Here is a 22,145-nt window from a genome sequence, read left to right as displayed (position 1 = left end):
CAATTGACTACCGCCGGAAAAATACGTGCTTTGCTGGCGCTTTTGTTCGCCAGCTTATTAATTACAGCAATAATTGTTGAGAACGCCTATTCGCCTGAAAAAAATCTGGAGCAATCGGCGCAGGTGCTGGAGGGCAACCTGCACCGGCAGGAACGGTACGTTTACGATCTGCTGGATGATAAGGAGGGTTTTAAGCAAATCAAAAGCTTCGCTATAAACCATTCGGCCGGGCTTAGCTTCATAAACAACTATACCAATAATAAAAATGTTTTGCTGGTTACCGCACGTAACGGCAATATCGATTTTTGGAGCGGGGTTACAGTAATTCCTCAAAACCCCGCCCGCTTTAAAGATGGCACCTCCTTTATACGCACCGATAACGGATATTATGAGGTAATCAAAAAATCCGACGGGCTGTTCTCGGCCCTCTTTTTCATCCCCGTGAAAAATGCCTACCGGTTTCAGAATAAATACCTGCAAAATATCTTTTCCAAAGAACTCACTACCGATACCAATATCGACATTGCCGACTTTGCCGATAAAGGCATCTACGCCATCCATGATGCAAAGGGGGCTTATCTTTTTTCGGTAAAACTTATCGGTGGGCAGCAAAACAGCCGCTTCCTTTACTCCGAGCTAACGATGTGGATACTTGCCATGCTTAGCCTCTTTGTGCTTATCCATGTATTGGTAACCTACCTGGCCAACCGGGGGCTGGTTTACCTCTCGCTGCTTGCGCTGGCTATTTTTATCGTGGCTTTCCGCTTTGCCAACCTACATTACGACTGGCCAGGCTTTACGCAGCCGCTAATGCTTTTTAACCCGCAGCTTTACGCCGCTAACTATCTATACCCCTCCCTTGGCGATTTTTGCCTCAACATACTCGCCATTTGCTGGTTTGTGGCCTATCTGTACACGCTGCGCCATAAGCTGCTCAAAAAAACGCCCGGCAAAGCTTTCGGCTACCTGGTGTTCTTCTTAAGCTTTGGTGTATTGATGGGCGTGGCTGCCTACCTCCTGAATTTATTTTATGGCCTGGTGCTTTATTCAAAAATCAGTTTCGATGTAAACAACGTGCTCAACCTATCGGTGTATAGCCTGCTGGGCGTTTTGATGCTATGCTTTAGCTTTTTGATATTTGTGCTGCTTGCCGAGGTTTTGCTCACCATCTGTTTTAAACTGCAAATACCGGCTATGCATCAGGGCGTGGTCTTTTTGCTGGGCATAATTGCCATTACCTTAGCGATAAGTTGGCATGGGGGGGTTACGATATTTTACCTGCTTGGCGGCCTGATGGTAATTATACGGGGGTACCGCTACTTTTATGTGGATCAAAGATTCACCTCCGCATCGTTCATCGTAATCGTGCTGGTATGCGCCATCATATCGGCGGTAAAGCTCAACCGGTTCGAGGAAGAGAAAGAAGCAGCAACCCGCCGTGTATTGATACAGCGCCTGGAAGTACCCGGCGACCCTATTGCCGATGCGCTTTTTAAACAGGTAGAAAAACAAATCATCAAAGACACGGCTGTTATCCGATATTTCAAAAGCCACGATTACTCTAATGATTATCTTGCTGCACGCCTACAGAAATTATACTTCGACAGGTACCTTTCCAAATACGAATTCACTATGCACGAGTTCGATATGCAGGAAAGACCCATATCGGCCGATAAAAACTACACGCTCGATGTTTTTAAAGACCTGGTACTGTACAGCTCCTTAAAAGTATCCGCACATTTCTATCGCGAAAACGAGTCGTTTGGTTTCCAAAGCTACTTTGCTATACTGCCTATTACCGATGCCGGCACCGGCCTGGGCACCATCGTAATCGAGTTGAAAGCAAAGCCGCAACTGGTATTAGGTACCTTTCCGGGGCTGCTTGTCGATAAAACCGACAAGCCCGAGGAAGAGTTCAAAGATTACTCTTACGCTTTTTACACCGATAGTATGTTGGTGGGGCAAAGCGGCAGCTATGTGTACAGCGTTGTAAACAAAGAGTTTAACGGCACGCTGAAGAAATACACTATGCAAGAGAGCAATAGCCACGTGGCCAGCTGGCTGGATGGGCTCACGCGCTATAGCCACCTGCTTTACAAACCAAGCAACCGTAACCTCATCGTAGTAAGCAAAGCGGTAAACCCTGTAGCATCTATTATTACGGCCCTTACCTTCTTTTTTGTGATGATACTGGCCTTCGCCAGCCTTGTGCTGTTCGTAAGGTTTTTGTGGATAAAAGTGAAGATACTGAATATCAACAACAACCGCATCAACTGGAGTTTTAAGATAAACCCCGATAGGATACTGTATAAAACCCGGATACAATTCTCCATGATTTTTGCGGTAGTGATTACGCTGGTGCTGGTGGGCATAATTACCTTCGTATCCATAAGCACGCAATACCAATCGCAGCAGGATAAAACCATCCGCGATAAAATTATGCGGATATCGGCCGTGCTGGAAAAAGGGCCGATAACCGGCTATATTGCCGATGTTACCGAAGCAAACAAGGCAGAATTTGATAAACTTGCCGATAGCTACGCTACCGATTTAACCCTTTACGATCTTAACGGCAATCAGATTATTTCAACCCAGCCTAAGATATACGATTATGATCTTATTGCGCCGAGGATGAACGGCCAGGCGTACATTGCCCTTAAGGACCAGCAAAAATCCGAATTCGTGAACGAGGAACGTATATCCGGGCTTACTTATAAAGCGGCCTACGCTCCCCTGCGTAATTCGCAGCATCAAACCATTGCCTATTTGCAGCTGCCGTTTTTTGCCAACGCCGCCGATTATACCGAACGCATAGGCACATTGCTTAATGTAATGATAAATGTTTATGCATTGGTTTTCATAGCCATTGGCCTTTTTGCCGTAATTATTGCCCGGCAGATAACCGCTCCACTCAATTTCATACAATACAACCTCAGCAAAACCATCTACGGCAAAAAGAACGAACCCATAAAATGGGCCCGTAACGACGAGATTGGCGCCCTGGTGCAGGAGTACAACAACATGATAGCCGCCCTGGAAACCAGTGCCAAAAAACTTGCACAATCTGAAAGGGAAAACGCCTGGCGCGAAATGGCCAAGCAGGTAGCGCACGAAATCAAAAACCCGCTTACGCCGCTTAAGCTGGGCTTGCAACTGCTTGATAAATCGTGGCGGGATAAAGACCCGAAGTTCGACCAGAAATTCGAGCGTTTCAGCAACTCTTTCGTAGAGCAGATAGAGAGCCTTTCTAATATCGCATCGGAGTTTTCGGCTTTTGCCAAAATGCCCGATACACGGATTGAACGGATCAACATATTCGATATGCTTGGGCAGGCGGTTATTATTTTTAAGCAGATGGATAACGTAAGCATCAAGATGATGACGCAGGAAACCCCGTTCCACATCAGTGCCGACCGCGACCAGCTGCTGCGCTGCTTTAACAACCTGCTTAAAAACGCCATAGAAGCCACCCCTACAGGCAGAGCTTGCCTTATCGAAATAAACTTTTTGGTTACCAGCAAAAACGTGCTGCTCACTATAAAAGACAACGGTAACGGCATCCCCGAGAATATGCGCGATAAGATATTCGAACCCAACTTTACCACCAAAAGCTCGGGCACCGGGCTTGGGCTTGCCTTCGTAAAAAACTCTATCGAAAATGCCAACGGCAAGGTTTGGTTCGAAACCAACATGGGCGTAGGCACCACCTTCTACTTAAATTTTCCAGCGTATAGTGCGGATGAGTTGTAAAAGCGCCCTTTAAGCCACCGGCTGGCTCTCTGCCGGCAAAGCATGCACAGGTATGGTGAACAAAAACTCAGTGCCTATTCCCGGTTGGCTGCTTACCCGTATGGTGCCGTTGCATTTTTCAACCAAATCTTTACAAAACAATAACCCCATACCTGTACCCAACTCGTTATTGGTGCCGCTTTTGCTGTCTACCTTGCTTTTGAATAGTCGGTCGGCCTGCTCGGGCAACATACCCACCCCCGTATCTTTTACGCTTACGGTAACCATGCCGTCTTTACCTGTTGCCGCGCGTACTTCTATGGTATCGCCCTTGCCCGTAAATTTAATGGCGTTGGTTATAAGGTTGCGTATAACGATGCGGATAGAGTTAGGGTCGGCCGAGGCGATGAGGCCCGGCGGCACATGGTTGGTAAGGGCAACGCCTTTCTGTATAGCGGAATCGTTGTGGCTGTCTACCTCGTAACGCACCACATCCGTTACCGAAAACGTGGTTACCGAAGTTACGAAACTCTCCATCTGGCTATTTATCCAAAAAAGTAGCGTATCCAAAAAATCGGAGGTGTACTCCAGTTTTTTTAGCACGCTGGGTATCATATCCAGCATTTCCTGGTGGGTGATGGTATTATCCTGCAACAAATCGAACATCCCCCTCAGCGTGCTCAGCGGCGCGCGCAGGTCATGCGCCAGTATGGATATCAGCCGGTCTTTCAGCTTATTCAGGTCGTTCAGCTTATAGGTTTGCTCATCAAGGCTCACCTTTTGCTGCAGAACCTCGGTATTCTTCTCTGCTAGTTTGGCATTGATTTTTTGCTGCGCCCGCTTTTGGCGATAATAATTCAGCAGGATGATTACCATTGCCAAAATAATTACCCCAAAGATGATATTGAGCGAGCGCTGGCCGGATATTTTTTGTTGGTACAACAAAGTCTGCTCGCGCTGCTGTTCCTGCAACTGATGCTCTTTGGTGGCAAACTCCAGTTCATAGTTAAAAGAGGTAAGCTTCTGTATGCTTTCGTTTGCCTTAAGCGTAGCTTTTAAATCGTTGTACTGGTTAAGATAGGCGTAGGCCTCGTTAAACTTGCCAAGGCCTGCCAGGGTTTTGCTCAATTGCAGCGCGGCATTTGCCCTTACCTGCAGGTTGCCCAGTTTTATGGCCAAAGCCTGCCCCGCCATAGCGTGCTGATAAGCATCGGCATACTTTTTTTGCAGGTTATACGCGGTAGACAAGCCTATTAGGGCATAAGCCTGGTTAAAAACGTATTTATACTTGCTGGATATCTGTAGTGCGGTATCCAGGTACCTAATGGCTTTGGCATCCTGGTTTTGGTTGGCATAGCACAGGCCCAGGTCGGTATAAAGCGAGCATAGGCCGTCAATATCCTCCTGGCTTTTGGCCACGGCCAATGATTTGGTGAGGTAGCCTATGGCTTTTGCATACTCGTGCTGGGCAAGCAGCACTTCGCCTATGTTTTCGTTAACGGTGGCAATAGCCTGATAGTTTTTTGTGCCGTTGAAAAGGCTAAGCGCTTTTTGGTAATAATCAAGCGCCCTGGGGTACACCTCCATGTTTTGAAGTACCAGCCCAATATCGTTGTACAACTCGGCGGATAGGCCGTTGTAATGGTTCTTTACGGCTATAAAAAGGCCTTTGTAATAAAAATCAAGCGCTTTTGAAAGGTCGCCCTGGCTGTAGTACACTACGCCTATGTTCTTTAAATTATCGGCAAGCGCTTTTTCGTCTTTTATGCTGGTGTTTATCTTAAGCGCCTGGTTAAGGTAAACCAGGGCCTGTTTATAATCGGCAAGCAGGGTGTACATGCGGGCCAATGATACATAGCTGGCACTTAGCCCCTTATAATTTTTTAACCGTTTAAATATGGCTATGGCTTCGTCAAAATCCTGCTGCGCCATTTCAGACCGCCCTTTGAAATAGTTTACGTGGCCGGTTTGCAGCAGCCCGTTTGCAATACCCTGTTCGTACTTTATTTTTCGGGATAGTTCTACGCCTTTTTTTCCGTAATAGAAAGCGCTATCGGGGTTCGATTGGAAATAATCGGCGGCGAGTTTGTTAATCCGGTTTATCGTAACGGTATCTGCAGGCTGCTGTGCTGTAAGCTGTTTGCTGATAAGGTTCTTGATGCTATCTACCCGGCGGCTGGCCACACCGGCAAGCAGGGAGGCATGTGCAAGGCAAAACAAAAGGGTTGCGCCAAGCTTAGCCGGGCGAATAAGTTTTAGGGGCATGCGTTATGTTGACCAGTTATACTTGCTTATACGAAAACCGCAGTTAAAAAAGTTTCCGATAAGATAAGCATAAAAATACAAATATCTGCACCGGCAAAAATTACTATTTATTGGCCATGTTCCAAAGCGTCATAAAAGCAAGCTGGGTTTGCTTGGTAAGCAGGGAATAGTTTATTTTATCGGGCGTATCGGTGGGCCTATGATAATCTGAGCTGAAGCCGCAGTCGATGCGTACAAACGGTACGCCTTTTAAATAAAAGGGGTACTGGTCTGATCCGGTAAGGCGCCTCATCATATATTTGGGGCTTTCGTAATAGGTATCAAGCGTTACATTTACCGATGAATCGTTGGCGGCGTACAGGGCCTGGCGAAGGCCGCGGTTTAGGGTATCTTTTACCAATATATAGGCGTAGTTGGCAGTATCTGCGCTATTTTTTCGCTGATGCAGGGTGTCTACCCGGCCAAACATATCTATATTAAGCATGCCATACGTTTTCTCCATAGCATACAGCGGATGGCCCACATACCAGGCCGAACCCAGCAAGCCGCGCTCCTCGCCGGTGAATGATGCGAAAATAATAGTACGCTTTGGCCTCAAGCCTGCCTTTACGGCGCGGTTCATCATGGCAGCAACCTCCATTACAGCTACCGTGCCGCTGGCGTTATCTACCGACCCGTAATAAATGTCCTTTCCATTTACCCCATCGTGGTCATGGTGGGCGCCAATAATAACCGCAGGCAGCGATTTGTCGGTACCGGCAATAGTGCCTATAACGTTTGGCGCGTGGGTTTCTTTGAAGGCAACGTCGGCACGTACCGTCAGCTTGCATTTAATGTCGAAATATTGCTTCTCGCCGGCACCCAGCACTATGGCATCGTCATTAACGGTCAAATTATCTGCGGCTAGCATCTCGCGTAGCCGGCCGGTGGTTACGTTTATTTCGGGCAGTGGTAACGGCGGCGTGGCCGGGCCAACCTGTGGCTGTACATATTGCGGCAAAAACCTGCGGCCCTTTTGCCTGTCAATTATCTGATAAAAAAACGGGCCGCTCCAGGCTACCATCAGCGCGCCCCTTTTCTTTAATACATTCTCCATGCTATCCATCCCGTTGGCAATAAATGCCCTGATCAGTTTGGTGTTAAAGAATACCGCCTTTTCCCTCACGTCCATTACAGATAAATCGCTGTAGAAATCTTCCACGCTGTTTTGGCCGGCGTATATAACGGGGACGTCCTTCAAGTCGGTGGGTTCGTCGCCCGCGTACATCAGCCAACCGTCCAGGTAATCGTACCGGGCGTTGTTTATGCCTAAGGTTGCCCTTTGCGTTCTAAGCACAGCTGTAATCGATTGATAATACGATTTGCCTTTATTGTAAGGTGCTGCCACCCCGTTTGCTTTGAAAGATGCTGCCACATAACGTGCCGCCAGCGTATCGCCGTGGCTACCCATCAACCGGCCTTGCAACGGAGCGCTGGCCAGGTAATATAGATTGCTTTTTAAGCTTTGGGTTGAGCAAGAGTTTACGATACCCTGCAGGTTTTTTTGCTGCGCCAGGCTGGCGGTGCTACAAAAGCATAAGAAAAGTAGTAGGCGCATTTAAGGAGGCGTAGGTACGGTGTTTGATAATCAGTAAGATGCGCGCAAATGTATAAAAACATTTTTGGTTTTTGATGCGCATAAGCACCAGCAATTATAATGTTCGTCATGTTTTTTAATGGCCGGGTGGGCTTATTTAGCGTCGTTAAAACCTTTATGAATAAAAGGTGTTATTATAGCCATTCAACTATTTATTATTAAATGATACATTATGAAAATCAGACTATTAATACCGGCGCTGCTTGTACTGGCAGCACTGGCACAAAGTTGCGTTAGCTCAAAACAATATAAACAACTGCAAAGCAATTACAACCAGCTCGATAGCAGCAACCGCGATCTTAAGAACCAGTTCTTAACCAGCCAGCAAAATCTGGCCGTACGCACGGGCCGCGTGGTAAGCCTGGAAGACCAATTGGCCAACGAAAGGGCAAATGCCAAACAATTGCAGGCTGCATTGGATAAATGCTTAACATCGGGCAGCCAGGGCAACGTAAATATCTCTAAACTGGTTGATGAGATAAACTCCTCTAACCGTTACATACAGCAACTGGTGAACGCTAAGAACAAAAGCGACTCGCTTAACCTGGTGCTTACAAACAACCTCACCCGTTCACTCAGCCAAGCCGAAGCGCAAGGTGTAGACGTGCAGGTGCTGAAAGGGGTGGTTTACATATCCCTGTCTGATAATATGCTCTACAAATCGGGCAGTTACGAAATTTCTGATCAGGCCGGCGCTACTTTAAGCAAAATTGCCAAAATCATTAAAGACTACAGTACGTATGATGTGTTGATAGAGGGCAATACCGATAACGTGCCAATCTCGCAGAAGAATATCCGCAACAACTGGGATCTGAGCGCCTTGCGTGCATCATCGGTTGTGCAGGCCCTGCAAAACACTTACCAGGTAGATCCCAAACGCTTAACAGCCGGCGGCCGTGGCGAATACAACCCGGTGGCCGATAACACAACCGACTCGGGTAAACTTAAGAACAGGCGCACCCAAATCATCATTACCCCTAAGCTGGATCAGTTTATGGAACTGATAAACAAGGCCCCTGACAAACAGCAATAACCGATAGAATCGTGTTAAATAAAAAAGGCGAGCCTCCATTGGGTTCGCCTTTTTTTATGCCGAAAGGTTAATTCAAGATATTGATGCACAAACCTTAACTTTAAGCCACCAACGTAAAATCCGTTAAATCAACCTAAATGAAACCAGCTAAAACTATTGATCGCATCATCCTGATGGGCATGTTGCTTTGCACCATTGGGGCTATAACGCCCGTGATGGCCCAGGTACCCATCCGCGACCCGCATACACCTGGTTATGTATCGGCTACAGAACTACCGGATGGCACCATCCCTTCGCCCGGCGCAAACGGAAATTTCATTATCGGCCCCACGCATAATCCGGCACCGCAATCGATAGTTCAAACAAATGTGCCGCAAGGCACCGTATACCGCTTTACCATTGATTCGAAGGATAGCAAAATTTATCCCGGAATTGCCCGGGAACCAAACACGTTCGGCGTTCCCGATCCAGCAAACCCGGCCAGGCTAATTGTTACTACAAGCCATCCGGCTCCTTATACCCGCAAGGTGGCCGTGTATGTTCCAAAACAATATGTTACGGGTACTGCAGCGCCGTTTATTATTGGTGCCGATGGGCCCGACGATTTGCTTTTTACCGTATTAGACAACCTGATCGCCGAAGGAAAAGTGCCGCCGATGATTGCCATTTCTATCGGCAACGGCAGCGGCGACGCCCAGGGCAGCCAAAGGGGCCTGGAGTATGATACAATGAATGGCCTTTATGCGGAGTTTGTTGAAAATGAAATTCTCCCTTTGGTGGAAAGCAAGTACCAGGTAAAACTAAGCAAAGACCCCGACGCGCGTGCTACCATGGGCGGCAGTTCCGGGGCGTCGTGCGCGTTGATTATGGCCTGGTACCATCCGGAATTATATCACCGCGTGCTCAGCTATTCGGGTACGTTTATAAATCAGCAGTGGCCCTACAACCCAAAAACGCCGCAAGGCGCCTGGGGATTCCATACAACGCTGATCCCAAAGAGCCGCCCCAAACCCTTACGGATATGGATGGAAGTAGGCGACCGGGATTTGTATAACCCCAACATCATGCGCGACGATATGCACGATTGGGTGCTCGCCAACGAAAAGATGGCAATAGCTCTCGCCGCCAAGGGTTATCAATACCAATTTGTTTTTGCCCGCAACGCCGGGCACGTTGACCATAAAGTGAAAATGCAAACGCTTCCTGAGGCGCTTGAGTGGCTTTGGAAGGATTATGTGAAGAAATAAATTGCAGCGCTTATACACGAATAATTTCCGATGGATGAAAGATTGAAAAAACTTAATATCAAGCTTCCTATTTACTGGGTAGATATTTCGCCAGATAACCCTGATGGCCCTCCAACTTTTATTGATAATACCCTTGACGATCCCGGCGTATTGCAAATTTCGACAGTAGAGTATGTATCCGGCGAGATCCCCAATCCAAGCTTAACAGACCTGGTCTATTTCTCTAAGAATATGGGGTTAAAAAATAATTTTGGTGCTTTACAACATGAGGTGTCCGGCAATTGCTCATACGGCATTTTTGGATGTGCTCAGTTTTCAAGTTCAGAGTTTCCCCACATCTCTGTTTGGCATATATCCGACGGGAAGAATTTTATCATTGCTACGTTTATATGTTCCACCGATCCTGCTCAAAAGCAAGTAAATGATGTAAAGGCTATTTTAACGTCGATTAAAAGAAAATCATTTTGGGCATCATTGTTTGGTTAAATAAACGATTATTAACCAACATATTTGCATCGAAAGTTCTCTCAATTAAAAAGCGCTCAGACTTACACCTAAAGGTTTTTAACTTAATCGTCGGGATGAGAAGATTCGAACTTCCGAACTCCAGCACCCAATGCCTTTAAGTCGGCTATTTTCATTGACTAAAAACCGCTATCTTCTGTTTTTTTGATTACGTGTTTTTAGGTTGTTTTTGACTAAAATGTTAGACCTAAAAGTTTCTTGACTATTGTTAACGGCTTATTTACCCGATTTGAATAACGGATTTAATCTAAAATACTCACCGCCGGCAAAAGCAACGGTATAATCGGATTTAAAATGTCCGCTTTTTTTATAATAATCTGTAGAGATGATTTGCGCACCAGATTGCATGGCCGCGTTAAAGCTGCTTTTATCATTAGCACGCGCTTCTTGGGTATCACTATCTGCACGTGTGCGGATAATGTAGCCTTTTTTAACCAGCGCGGTAATTTGCAGCATTTGTTTTTTAGAGTCGTTCATCACATGGATGGCCGCTTCAGGCGTTCCGGGTTCGGAGTTGGTAAAAAGAATCCTGCCCTTAAGTGAAGGATGGCCGCTGATATACTCGCTAAGCTTTGGCTCTGTTTCATCCAGCAAGAAAATGAATTTCCCTTTGGCTTGCTTCAGCGTAGGCCAGTTTTGATGTAATACAGCCTCTTCGAGGGTTTTATATTGGCCTCTAACATTGTCTGGTGTTAATACGTGACTTAAGCCCAGGTTGTCGGCAATTTCTTTATCCAGTTTATCGTAAATGGCCGATGTGAATCTATCGGGGACGGTAAATCCGGGGCGTTTCATTACCTCATCTTTTGCGTTCATAGTAATGAAGATGGGGTGATGATTTGGATGCGCTTCCGACCATTTTTTTAACTCTTGCAGGCACCCTTTAAACGTAGGGCAATTGCTCCGGTAATCGATATCCTGTATGTGGAAAACCTTAAAACCGGGCTGTTTCATCTGCCCTTCTGTATCGTAAGCGGGTTGGCCAGGTGCCCAGTCCAGCCCTTTGGGGTGGGCGTATTTTCCACCTAGGGTATCCGCGTAAACATCTATCTCTAAATCTAAAAGGCCTAAATTCAGTTGTTCGGTAAGGCTTATATGGCTGTAATCTATTTTACTCATAGATACAGAATCTGCCCGTTGTAGTATCTTAAACAGTTTTGGGTCGATAGCTCTTTTATAACTATTGTGCGAGCCGATAACCTGTATGTGGTTGATGGGTACATTATCGCCGGGATCTGTATTTACACCAGGCAAGGCCAAAAGCGAAATAAGTAATAAACCGAATGTGAGTTTCATGAAGGGTAGCATTAAAAACAGCCCCGGCTCAATAGCCGGGGCTGCACTATTTTATTTGTTTAATTATTAATAGCCTGGGTTTTGAACCAGCTTAGGGTTAAGTTTAATTTCCTGCGCAGGTATAGGGTAAAGCCTGCGGTTAACATCCTTGTTCATGGTAAGCACATCGTTTGGCAATGGATACTCCGTTTCAAACAGACCAAAACGGATCAGGTCGTTACGGCGCCATCCCTCCCAGGAAAACTCGCGTGCGCGCTCATCCAGTAAACCAGGCAGATCGATACCAGCAACGGCCGGCGCGCCGGCGCGGGCACGGATCTTGTTTACCAATACATCCGGCGTTTGCAATTCGCCGTTAACAGTAGTGGCTGCAGCTCCGCGTAAAATGGCTTCGGCTTTCATCATCATTACATCGGCCAAACGGAAAACAGGCACGTCGTTTCCGTTTAAACGAGTCGCTTGTATAATGCTTGGGTCGGGATAATATTTTAAAGAACGAACGCCTTCCGACTGGCTGGCAATGGTGTTGCCCAAATCCATCGGCTTGCCGGGGACCAAAGTTAACTTGGGCTCAATGTAAATTTGAGTAGTTGTACCTGGGTAATATACCGGTTGTGTTGTAAAACCACCGCTACCGTCAGGTGCAAACTGCGGGCCGGCCAGCCATGTTTTTGTACGTACATCACCGGGTAAGTTAAAGCGGTTGTAAAACTCGGGCGTGGTGCTCATGGCTATACTCAGGCCTACATTGAAGCCGTAAGCATTCACCAGGTAATAAAAGAAACCAAAACGGGTGAACTGGTTACCCGGTATTTGCTGATCATAAGGGATGGCGAATATCGTCTCTTTTATCTGCGGACCATTGTTTGGCAAAAATACGTCGCGAAATTTGGCATCAAGGCTGTAGTTGCTGTTCTTTAAAACACTATCGGCCATGGCAACAGCCTGGGTATATTTTGCGGTGCCTGTATATACCTGTGCATTTAGATACATTTTCTCCAATAGGGCAAACACCATGGCTTTAGTTGGGCGGCCATAATAAAGTGTTGCGTTTGCATCTGTTTTTGCAGGCAATTGCTGTAAAACGCCTTGCAGTTCGCTTTCAATATATTCAAAAGCTTTTGCACGGGTTTGCGTGGCTGGTTGTGTAGCCACCGGAAACTCGGTTATCAGCGGTATGTTACCATAAAGGTCCATCATAAAGTAGTTGTAAAGGGCACGCATTGCTCTTACTTCGGCAATGGTGGCTGCCTTTTTTGCTTCAGACGATGGCGAAGCATTTACCAGGCTGATGATACGGTTACAAGTATTTACACCACCAAAGCCCCACTGCCAAATTGTAATAACATTGGGGTGATCGAACGTCCAGCTGTGGTAGTGTAGCTGGCGGTATTGGCCACCATCGTCAAAGTTACCATCGCGGGCCGGTAAAATAGCTTCATCGGTAGAAAGCTCCTGCATGCGCCAATAGGGTACCGCATAGTTGGAGGATAGGTTGGAGTAAATAGTACCCAGCAAGGCGTTATAATCCGCATCGGTAACCGGAAAGTTTGATTTAACGTACTGCGACTCTACCGGCACATCTAATTTTGTGCAGGAGTAGGTGCCGGCAAGTACTGCAATACCGGCAAATAATATAAATATCTTTTTCATCTGTATTTATGGGATATGGATGTTTAAAATGAAGCGGTTACACCAACACTAAACGTGCGGGTTTTAGGGTAAAAATCTTTATTATCGATACCCGGGGTTAAGCCGCCGATATTGATCTCCGGATCAACGCCGCGGTATTTGGTTATCACAAAAATGTTATTGCCGGATAGGTACAGGCGTACATTTTTAATTGTTTTGCTGTTCGGCCTGATGGTATAGCCTAACGTAGCGTTATCTAAACGCAGATAAGAGCCACTTTCCAGGAAACGATCCGAAATGAGGTAACCATTAATATCTTTAAACGATTCGCCCAGTGTAAACCGCGGGATATTCTGGAATTTAGAATCGGCAGGGTTGTTTAATGATGCAAGCGTAGCATTTAATATTTGGTTGCCGTAAACACCCCGTACCAGGAAGTTGAAATCGAAATTTTTATAGTTGAAACTGTTGCTCCAGCCATATATCAATTTTGGTTGCGCATTGCCGGTGATACGCTGATCTGTTGTTAGCGGCTGTGCAGCAGTGGTACTGCCATCGGCTTTTTGATACGTGCTTACGCCATTTTCGTTTTTGCCTAAATAATGCCATAAGTAATAAGTACCAATGGCATAACCCGGCTGAATAACCTGGCTATAGTTACCAGATTGGCCTTTACCGCCTAATTGAGCAGAGTATATGTTATTTACAGCAAACTGGGTGTTTGACAAACTCTCTACTACGTTTTTATTATGCGATACGTTGAACGATGTGCGCCAGGTAAAGCTTTGCGATTTTACAGGTATAGCGTTTAAAACTACCTCGATACCACTGTTTTTTATTTTGCCAACGTTAGCCGTTAGCAAAGGGTAGAAATATTGGGTAGTAGATACCTGATAGGTATAGATCAAGTCGGAGGTTTTTTTGATATAATAATCTACCGAACCGGTGATGCGGTTGTTTAATAAACCAAAATCTAAACCGATGTTGGTAGTGGCGGTGCTTTCCCATTTCAAGTCGGGATTGTCGTTACGTACCGGACCGATAGGGTTGGTGATAACGCCATTATTCAGGAATTTACCACCGCCCGGAGGGATACCATATATCAGTTGTGCTGTAAATGCATCAAAACCTAAGCTGTTACCCGATACACCATAACCCGCACGTAGCTTCAGATCGCTGATAACTGGTGCTTTCTCCATGAACTTTTCGCTGATGATCCTCCAGCCTACAGAAACTGCAGGGAAGTACCCATGGCGCTGGTTGATACCGAATGCCGATGAACCATCTTCCCTTAGGGATGCCTGTAACAAGTATTTATTATCATACTGGTATTGGGCACGGCCGTAGTAGGATATCAACCGTAACGTAGAGATGTAGTTGGGATCGAACTTGATTTGAGACAGGTTGCTTGGGTTGGAAAGGAACAGGTTATTAAAAGTTAAATTATCGTTAGAGAAACCTTGCGTTTGTACGCCAAAGCCATCATTGGTGCGGTCTTGCTGGTAAGAGTAGCCACCCAATAATTTAACCGAATGCAAGCCGAATTCCCTATCGTAGTTTAAGTAAGCTTCTACTACATCACTGGTGTTTTTGTAAGCGGTACGGTTAGCAACACCACCCAAACCTACTGCCAGGCCTGATTTGCTGTTGAAGTAGGTATTTACGTTGTTTTGGTCTTTCTGGGTAGAACCATTTAAGGTAAACTTCAAGCCTTTTAATATATCCACCGATGCAAAACCATTTACAAGGGTTTTATTATTGTCGGTTTTGATGAAGTTGTTATCAATTAACGATAGCGGGTTTAAGGTACCGCTGCCTGTACGGGCAAAGTTTTCCTTATAACTGCCGTCGGGGTTAAAAGGACTTACTGTTGGTAGGTAAAACAATATGCCCGATAGTACCTGGCTCTGAATAATATCATCGCTTTTGGTTGCACTATTTGTAAGTGTTATGCCCAGTTTAAGCCTGTCATTAAAAAAACGCTGGTTAATGTAGCCTTTAAAAATGGTTCGCTGTAAGTTGGTGTTCTTTAAAACGCCGTCGTTTTTAAAATAGTTAACACTTGCGCCATATTCGGCATTGTTGCCAGCACCGCTGTAAGAAAGGTTGTGGTTTTGCGAGTAACTTGTTCTCTCTGCCAGTTTTTGCCAATTGGTGTTAGAGCCATCATCATCTAATGGTTTGGCTAAAGGGGCCACACCATTATCGGCTAAATATTTGCGCAATTCGTCGGCAGTTAAAACATCAATGTTTTTTGATATTTTCTCTACGGCACCGTAGGCACTGTACGTTAGCCTTGTTTGACCAGCCCTTGCTTTGCGCGTAGTAACAATAATTACCCCGTTTGCAGCACGCGATCCGTAAATAGCGGTTGATGATGCATCTTTTAATACATCTATGCTTTCAATATCAGCAGGTGCCAGCAGGTCTATAGAAGCACCCGGTACGCCGTCAATCACATAAAATGGCTGCTGTGCCGCACCCTCGCGTAAGGTAGATGGGCCACGTAAAATTGTGGCGGGTTGTTTGTTCGGGTCGCCGCTTTTGGTAATGTTTAAACCGGCAACTTTCCCCTGTAACAACTCTGCGGGCGTAGTTAAAACGCCGGCGTTAAAGTCTTCGGCTTTTACCGAGGTAATAGCACCCGTAACATCTTTTTTGCTCGAAGTACCGTAACCAATTACAATAACATCTTTCAGTTGTTTTGCATCGGGCAGTAAACTTACGTTAATGGTGTTATCCGCACCAACTTTTACCTCTTTTGGCAGGTAGCCAATGTAACTGAATTTTAAAGAAACGATATTGCCCGAAACCGTCAAGGCATAGCTGCCGTTTACATCAGTCATTACGCCGGTATTAGTGCCTGCTATAACTACCGAAACGCCGGGGAGCGGCTGGTTTTTTTCGTCGGTAACGTTACCTTTTACGGTACGCGCTGTTTGTGATAATGCCGGCGATACGCTGAATATAATAGCGCAAAGCAGCAGTACCCATTGCCTCGAATGATAGCTTGTACCATTAAAAAAGCGCTGGTAAATTTGTTTCATAAATAAATGATAATGGGGATGTAGGACTTCTATTAAATTAAATGCAAAGTAAAGGATGCTTTATTATCAAAATATCAACCACTCGTTAGTATATTGATATCATTTGCAATTCACTGCTTGTTAAATTCCAAAAAAGCCACACGCACTTAACACTCCGTTAATAAAAAATTAAAGGGGAAGGCAGAATCTACCTCCGTATTTATTATAACACTTTGATAAAAATTACTTTACATCATTTTTGTAGTATTGCCAGCTAATGTCACACAAACGTTTATAAGCTTATTGGCTATATCATGTTTAAAAACAACTTTACAAAAACCGCTGTTCGGCGTACGCTCTTTTATATAATACTGTTTGTTGCCGGTATTTTTATTTGCAACCCTGTATCGGCACAGTCACCCGGCAAAAATCCCTGGGCTATTAAAGACGTTGGTACCCTGCCACCTATCAGCAGCCTTACGAAAGGTATTTGGCTAAAAGGCGAACTTCATATACACTCCAGCCACAGTAAAGAATCTTCCAATAATTCAGTTGGAAAGATCTTAGCGTTCGCACAATCTGTTGGAATGGGCTTTATTTGTATTACCGATCATGATAACCATGTGGATGGCGATGTTGCGCATAACACATGGACCGATCCGGAATTTAAATCAGATTCTGTGCTGTTATTATATGGTGCAGAATTGACAACCACCCGCGGACATGCCAATGTGTTTTCGGCAAAACCCTATAATCATCAGTTGCTTTACAACGTGCGCGACCAACGGGACACCGTAATAGGCAGGATAAAAAGACAACTTGACATTCACCTATCCGCTAATCATCCAAGCGGGAAAGATAATTTTGGATACTCGTACGATTTGGTTAACTCCATAGAGGTGTGGAACTCGGTAGTTTGGAGCAAAAACGCCAACGCCATCATGATTTGGGACGATATGCTATCCTCGGGCCGTAAGCTTACCGGTCGGGGCGGAAGCGACGCGCATCACGGGACCCCGGATTCGCCCGACAAAACAACAGCCAATAGCGGCCAGAGAAACGCCAATTATGTAGGCACCCCAACAACATGGGTTTTTGCTAAAGAGCGCAGCTCGCAGGCGGTGATAGATGCGCTTACAAACGGCCGTGTTTCTATCAGTTCAAACCCGTATGCCCCCCGCGTTGAATTTTACGCTGATATTAACGATGACGGAAAAATGGATATGATGATGGGCGATAATGCTAAAGCAACGGGCAAGCCGGTTACGTTTCGTGTTCAGCTTACCGGGGAGCACATTCCAGAAGGTACGTTTACCATCACCGTAATTAAGGATGGCGGCAAATTCGGCACTTTTGAAACCGGCGGAAAAATGCCGATGATACAGTTTACAGATACCCCAAAAAAACTTGGGCGCACTTATTACCGCGTAACGGTGGAAGGCCCGGGTACGCCTTATCCCCAGGTTCCGGGAGCGATGGCCGTAAATGGCAATATGGTAGGATTATCAAACCCAATATACTTCAATTTCGATCCGAATTTTTAAAGATTAAATGTAAAAATCTATGCCTGAAGCCGAATCTGCCTCGAACTTCAGGACGATTATGTAATTTTCTTTAGCAATAAAAGTCGTACTAAAACACAAGGAAGCTGTTAGACCTAGGATAGACCAAATAAAAAAGGACTCAGATTTTTCAATCATAAGTCCTTAACTTTCAAGTCGGGATGAGAAGATTCGAACTTCCGACCTCCAGCACCCCATGCTGGCGCGATACCGGGCTACGCTACATCCCGAACTTTTTAAAACATTTGCTGTGTTGCCGATGGCTTATCAGCTTCCCGAACAAATGGATTGCAAATATAAGAATGTGTTTAAATTTGCCAATACATTCTGTACATCATAATTCGTTATCTTTAAATAATCGTTACCTGTTCCATGGCATCAACTAAATTTATCCGCTTTGCTTTCGCGGGCTTAATGGCCTTACCGCTGTTCATCTTTTCCTGCAATGATACGCCCAACATCCACAAATTGTGGAAATACAAAAAGACCGAAGCGCTGAAACCCGCCGCAAAAGACACCTCCGTGAATCGCGATAGCATAGACCCCGGCTCTTTCGACCTGCGTAACAGCACCGTCCTGGTAAATACAATAACTCGCCCCGAGCCGAAGAGTTTTACCGTGCCCTATCAGATAGAAGACAGCCTGATCGTAGTAAACCCGGATACCCGCATGCGGCATACGTTCAAGATAGCGAGCCTATCGGAAACCGAGCTTACGCTGATCCCGCAAAACGAGCGTGGTGGTGTTGTTGCCCTTATGTTTGAGGCGGCCGAAGAGGAATAAAATGCCTGATTGTAATAAAAACGGTGCAGTGTATTAAAATAAGCCTTATTTTCGTTTATCCTGCATAAGTGTAGCTTAGCCACATTGTATATGACCCCCAACGAGAATTACGGTGTGCTGATTGATAAGATCGACACATTTATACGTAAATACCATTATAACAACCTGCTGCGCGGGCTGATATTTTTGGGCGCGGGTTTATTTTCGGCTTATGTTGTTATTGCCCTGGGCGAATATTTCGGCAACTTCAGCAGTACGCTACGCACCATCCTTTTCTACTTTTTTATCGTACTCAACTTGTCACTGGCCTGCTGGCTCGTGTTGCCGCCCTTACTGGCCCGCCTGCAATTGGGCAAAACGCTTACGCACCAGCAAGCTGCGGAAATTATAGGCAAGCATTTCAACGATGTAAACGATAAGCTGCTGAACACTCTGCAGCTAAAGAAACAAGCCCTGGAAAACGCCGAACACCGCGACCTGATTGAAGCCAGCATCAACCAAAAGATAGAAACGCTGAAGCCGGTGAGCTTTCCGTCTGCCGTAAACATCCGCGAGAATAATAAATACCTCAAATACGTTATCCCGCCGGCGGCCATTATCTGCATCATCGGTTTCGCGGCACCATCTATACTTACGGAGAGTACCAAAAGGCTCATCCGCCATAACGAATATTTTGCGCCGGTGGCCCCCTTCCAATTCGAGGTAATAAATAAAAGCCTCTCGGCTATACAGGGGGAAGATTTTAAGCTGGAACTAAAGCTATCCGGCGATAAACTCCCTGCCGATGTTTATATAGAAACGGCCAGCAACACTTTTAAGCTGGATAAAGAGAACATCAGCCGTTTCCATTACCTGTTCAGTAATTTGCAGCAAAGCACTTCTTTCCGCTTATCCGGCAACGGCTTTAAATCGGCCCCTTATAACATAACGGTAAGCCTTAAACCGGTTCTGCTCCACTTCGATGCAGAGCTGAGCTACCCGGCATACCTGCACAAAAAGAACGAAACTATCCCCAACGCCGGCGACCTTACCCTGCCCGCAGGCACGGTGGTAAACTGGGCTTTCCATACGCAAAACGCCACGCAGTTGCTGTTCAAACTCAATAACACAGCCGTCAATATCCCGCAATCGGCACCCGGGCTTTTCCAGCATCGCGAACGCATACTCAAAAACACCACGTATGCTGTAAGTCCGCTTAACCAAACGGTTACGCACAGCGATTCGGCCGGGTATCGAATCAGCGTAGTTGCCGATGAAGCCCCCGCGATAGAAGTACAGGAAAAACCCGACAGCGTCAGCCTGAAAGCCATCTACTTCAACGGGAAGATACAGGATGACCACGGATTTTCTTCGCTTACGTTCCATTATAAAATCGGCGAAAAGGGCGCAGAAAAATCGTTCACGAAAACGGTTAAAGCAGATTTATCTGCAACACAAAGCGGCTTTTTCCATTTCTGGGATTTGAAAAGCACCGGCATAAAACCCGGCGATCAGGTTACCTATTATTTCGAAGTGGCAGATAACGACGGCGTTAATGGCCCAAAAACAACCCGCTCGCCCGAGCGCGTTTTATCCGTGCCCGATGCAGCCGCGCTGGCAGAGCAATTGGATGCCGGCTCGCAGGCCCTGAAAGACAAAATGGCATCGGCAGCCAAATTGGCCATGCAGATAGAGAAAGACGCACAGAAACTGAACCAGGCTCTACTGGATAAAAACACCCTCAGCTTCGACGATAAAAAGCAGGTGGAGCAATTACTGCAAAAACGCAAGGATCTGGAAGAGTTGCTGAAAGATATACAAGCCGACAACAAAAAGAACCTGTATAACCGCAAAGAGGGCCTCAAGCAAACTAACGAGCTGCTGGAAAAACAAAAGCAAATCGAAGACTTGTTCAACAACGTGCTCGACGATAAAACCCGTGATATGCTGGAGAAGCTGCAGCAACTGCTTAACGAGGACCAAAAAGACTCTACCCGCGACGAGCTTGGCAAAATGCAGCAGGACAATAAATCGCTGAAGAAAGAGCTTGACCGCATGTTGGATCTTTATAAAAAGCTCGATTTTGAACAGAAACTCAACACGGTGATAAACCAATTGGAAGATTTATCGAAAGAGCAGCAGGGCCTGGCCGATAAAGGACAGGATGAGAGCCTGATACAAACCAACCTGCAAAAGCAGGAAAAACTTAACCAGCAGTTCCAGCAGATAAAAAAGGCCCTGGACGATTTGCAGAAAACCAACGATGCCAACGGTAAAAAGGAAAACTTCGATAACCCGGAGGAAGAGAAAAAATCAATAGACGAGCAAATGGGCCAGGGCAGCGAAAACCTTAAAAAGAATAACCGCAAGCAAGCCGCCAAAGCACAGCAATCTGCAGCGCAGCAGATGAAAGATTTAGCCAAAAAAATGCAGCAGGAAGAGGAGGAAGGCGAGGACAGCCAAAACGCTGTAGATGCCCGGCAACTGCGCGAGTTGCTTAAATCGTTGGTGAACAGCTCATTCGGGCAAGAAAAACTAATGCAGCAATTCCGCGGCATGAACCCGACCGACCCAAACTACACCAAGCTGGCGCAAAGCCAAAAAGACATCAGAGATAACCTGAAAACGGCCGAGGATAGCCTGTATGCCATAAGCCGCCGGGTACCGCAGATACAATCGACGGTGAATAAGGAGGTTACAGCCATCAACTCCATGATAGACCAGGCACTGGAAAAACTGGGCGACCGCCGAACCGCCGAAGCCATACGCAGCCAGCAATTCGCCATGACATCTATGAACAACCTGGCACTGTTGCTAAGCGAGGCATTAGATCAACTACAAAAGCAGATGAACAAGGGCGGCAAGGGCAAAAGCGGGCAACCATCGTTATCGCAGCTAAGCAAAATGCAGCAGCAGCTAAACCAAAACATGCAAAAAGCCCGCGACCAGATGCAGCAACAGGGCCAGCAACAAGGCAAAAAAGGGCAGGGACAGGGCCAGGGAATGAGCGAGCAATTGGCCCGCATGGCCCGCGAACAGCAGTTCATAAGGCAAAGCCTGCAGCAGCTAAACCAGCAAAATAATAAAGATGGTAGCGGTAAACCGGGCAATTTGGATAAAATTGCAAAACAAATGGAACAAACTGAGAACGATCTCGTAAACAGGAGAATTACCGATGAAGCACTAAAGAGGCAGCAACAGATACAAACACGCCTGCTGGAGGCCGACAAAGCCGAACAGCAACGCGATCAGGATCCAAAAAGGGAGGCCCGTACCGCTACCGACATGCCCCCCGGATACATAAAAGCTTTGCAGGATTACGAGCGGATAAAAACAAAGCAAACAGAGCAGCTGAAAACCGTTCCATCGGCACTAAATTTGTATTACAGGCAAAAAATAAAACTATACTTTGATCAACTTAATGCTAAATGA

The 22,145-nt window shown here is 46.1% G+C and carries 12 protein-coding genes and 1 tRNA gene; 7 read left to right on the top strand and 6 right to left on the bottom strand.

The genetic code is table 11. The annotated features are described in order from the left end of the window. Nucleotides 1-3: 3 nt before the first annotated feature. The gene (locus AC1DYT_RS13145) at nt 4-3,750 is read left to right on the top strand and encodes a sensor histidine kinase (RefSeq protein WP_477470058.1); all 3,747 of its coding nucleotides are present in this window, start codon (nt 4-6) and stop codon (nt 3,748-3,750) included. 9 nt (nt 3,751-3,759) lie between these two features. Here the strand turns inward: AC1DYT_RS13145 and AC1DYT_RS13140 are convergent, their stop codons facing one another. Together AC1DYT_RS13140 and AC1DYT_RS13135 are read right to left on the bottom strand one after the other, a co-directional pair. Next, nucleotides 3,760-5,994 carry a tetratricopeptide repeat-containing sensor histidine kinase gene (locus AC1DYT_RS13140; RefSeq protein WP_477470057.1) on the bottom strand — a complete coding sequence of 745 codons (2,235 nt, stop codon included), beginning with the start codon at nt 5,992-5,994 and terminating at the stop codon, nt 3,760-3,762. A gap of 103 nt (nt 5,995-6,097) precedes the next feature. Then, complete coding sequence (locus AC1DYT_RS13135) at nt 6,098-7,591, bottom strand: M28 family metallopeptidase (protein WP_477470056.1); 1,494 nt, start codon at nt 7,589-7,591, stop codon at nt 6,098-6,100. A 211-nt stretch (nt 7,592-7,802) separates the two neighbouring features. On the opposite strand from AC1DYT_RS13135, the gene AC1DYT_RS13130 reads away from it, so the two are divergent. From AC1DYT_RS13130 to AC1DYT_RS13120, 3 genes are all read left to right on the top strand, one after another. Next, complete coding sequence (locus AC1DYT_RS13130; protein ID WP_477470055.1) at nt 7,803-8,663, top strand: OmpA/MotB family protein; 861 nt, start codon at nt 7,803-7,805, stop codon at nt 8,661-8,663. A 137-nt stretch (nt 8,664-8,800) separates the two neighbouring features. After that, nucleotides 8,801-9,910, top strand: a complete 1,110-nt coding sequence (locus AC1DYT_RS13125) for an alpha/beta hydrolase (protein ID WP_477470054.1) — start codon at nt 8,801-8,803, stop codon at nt 9,908-9,910. Nucleotides 9,911-9,940: 30 nt separating this feature from the next. Then, the gene (locus AC1DYT_RS13120; RefSeq protein ID WP_477470053.1) at nt 9,941-10,396 is read left to right on the top strand and encodes a hypothetical protein; all 456 of its coding nucleotides are present in this window, start codon (nt 9,941-9,943) and stop codon (nt 10,394-10,396) included. A gap of 255 nt (nt 10,397-10,651) precedes the next feature. Here the strand turns inward: AC1DYT_RS13120 and AC1DYT_RS13115 are convergent, their stop codons facing one another. The 3 genes from AC1DYT_RS13115 to AC1DYT_RS13105 form a co-directional block, all read right to left on the bottom strand. Next, on the bottom strand, nt 10,652-11,731 hold the full coding sequence (locus AC1DYT_RS13115; protein WP_477470052.1) for a phosphatidylinositol-specific phospholipase C1-like protein: 1,080 nt from the start codon (nt 11,729-11,731) through the stop codon (nt 10,652-10,654). A gap of 66 nt (nt 11,732-11,797) precedes the next feature. Continuing rightward, on the bottom strand, nt 11,798-13,384 hold the full coding sequence (locus tag AC1DYT_RS13110; protein ID WP_477470051.1) for a RagB/SusD family nutrient uptake outer membrane protein: 1,587 nt from the start codon (nt 13,382-13,384) through the stop codon (nt 11,798-11,800). Between the two features lie 23 nt (nt 13,385-13,407). Then, nucleotides 13,408-16,410, bottom strand: coding sequence for a SusC/RagA family TonB-linked outer membrane protein (locus AC1DYT_RS13105; protein WP_477470050.1), 3,003 nt, complete (start codon nt 16,408-16,410; stop codon nt 13,408-13,410). 293 nt (nt 16,411-16,703) lie between these two features. Here AC1DYT_RS13105 and AC1DYT_RS13100 point away from each other — a divergent pair, with 293 nt between their 5' ends. Further along, on the top strand, nt 16,704-17,933 hold the full coding sequence (locus AC1DYT_RS13100) for a CehA/McbA family metallohydrolase (protein ID WP_477470049.1): 1,230 nt from the start codon (nt 16,704-16,706) through the stop codon (nt 17,931-17,933). A 174-nt stretch (nt 17,934-18,107) separates the two neighbouring features. On the opposite strand, the gene AC1DYT_RS13095 is transcribed toward AC1DYT_RS13100, so the two are convergent. Further along, nucleotides 18,108-18,181: transfer RNA gene (locus AC1DYT_RS13095), tRNA-Pro, on the bottom strand. A 142-nt stretch (nt 18,182-18,323) separates the two neighbouring features. Here AC1DYT_RS13095 and AC1DYT_RS13090 point away from each other — a divergent pair. Then, a complete protein-coding gene (locus AC1DYT_RS13090) occupies nt 18,324-18,734 on the top strand; it encodes a hypothetical protein (RefSeq protein WP_477470048.1) in 411 nt (136 codons plus the stop codon). A 90-nt stretch (nt 18,735-18,824) separates the two neighbouring features. Continuing rightward, nucleotides 18,825-22,145 carry a DUF4175 family protein gene (locus AC1DYT_RS13085; protein WP_477470047.1) on the top strand — a complete coding sequence of 1,107 codons (3,321 nt, stop codon included), beginning with the start codon at nt 18,825-18,827 and terminating at the stop codon, nt 22,143-22,145.

Source organism: Mucilaginibacter sp. P1_D10 (assembly GCF_056406215.1).
Note: the sequence above shows the minus strand (reverse complement) of the source record. Positions and strands in the feature narration are given on the sequence as shown.

Bases quoted from the DNA above. Each gene is read 5' to 3' on its own strand.
- AC1DYT_RS13105 (WP_477470050.1), bottom strand. From the start codon at position 16,410: ATGAAACAAATTTACCAGCGCTTTTTTAATGGTACAAGCTATCATTCG.
- AC1DYT_RS13090 (WP_477470048.1), top strand. From the start codon at position 18,324: ATGGCATCAACTAAATTTATCCGCTTTGCTTTCGCGGGCTTAATGGCC.
- AC1DYT_RS13110 (WP_477470051.1), bottom strand. From the start codon at position 13,384: ATGAAAAAGATATTTATATTATTTGCCGGTATTGCAGTACTTGCCGGC.
- AC1DYT_RS13130 (WP_477470055.1), top strand. From the start codon at position 7,803: ATGAAAATCAGACTATTAATACCGGCGCTGCTTGTACTGGCAGCACTG.
- AC1DYT_RS13125 (WP_477470054.1), top strand. From the start codon at position 8,801: ATGAAACCAGCTAAAACTATTGATCGCATCATCCTGATGGGCATGTTG.
- AC1DYT_RS13135 (WP_477470056.1), bottom strand. From the start codon at position 7,591: ATGCGCCTACTACTTTTCTTATGCTTTTGTAGCACCGCCAGCCTGGCG.
- AC1DYT_RS13120 (WP_477470053.1), top strand. From the start codon at position 9,941: ATGGATGAAAGATTGAAAAAACTTAATATCAAGCTTCCTATTTACTGG.
- AC1DYT_RS13100 (WP_477470049.1), top strand. From the start codon at position 16,704: ATGTTTAAAAACAACTTTACAAAAACCGCTGTTCGGCGTACGCTCTTT.
- AC1DYT_RS13115 (WP_477470052.1), bottom strand. From the start codon at position 11,731: ATGAAACTCACATTCGGTTTATTACTTATTTCGCTTTTGGCCTTGCCT.
- AC1DYT_RS13140 (WP_477470057.1), bottom strand. From the start codon at position 5,994: ATGCCCCTAAAACTTATTCGCCCGGCTAAGCTTGGCGCAACCCTTTTG.
- AC1DYT_RS13085 (WP_477470047.1), top strand. From the start codon at position 18,825: ATGACCCCCAACGAGAATTACGGTGTGCTGATTGATAAGATCGACACA.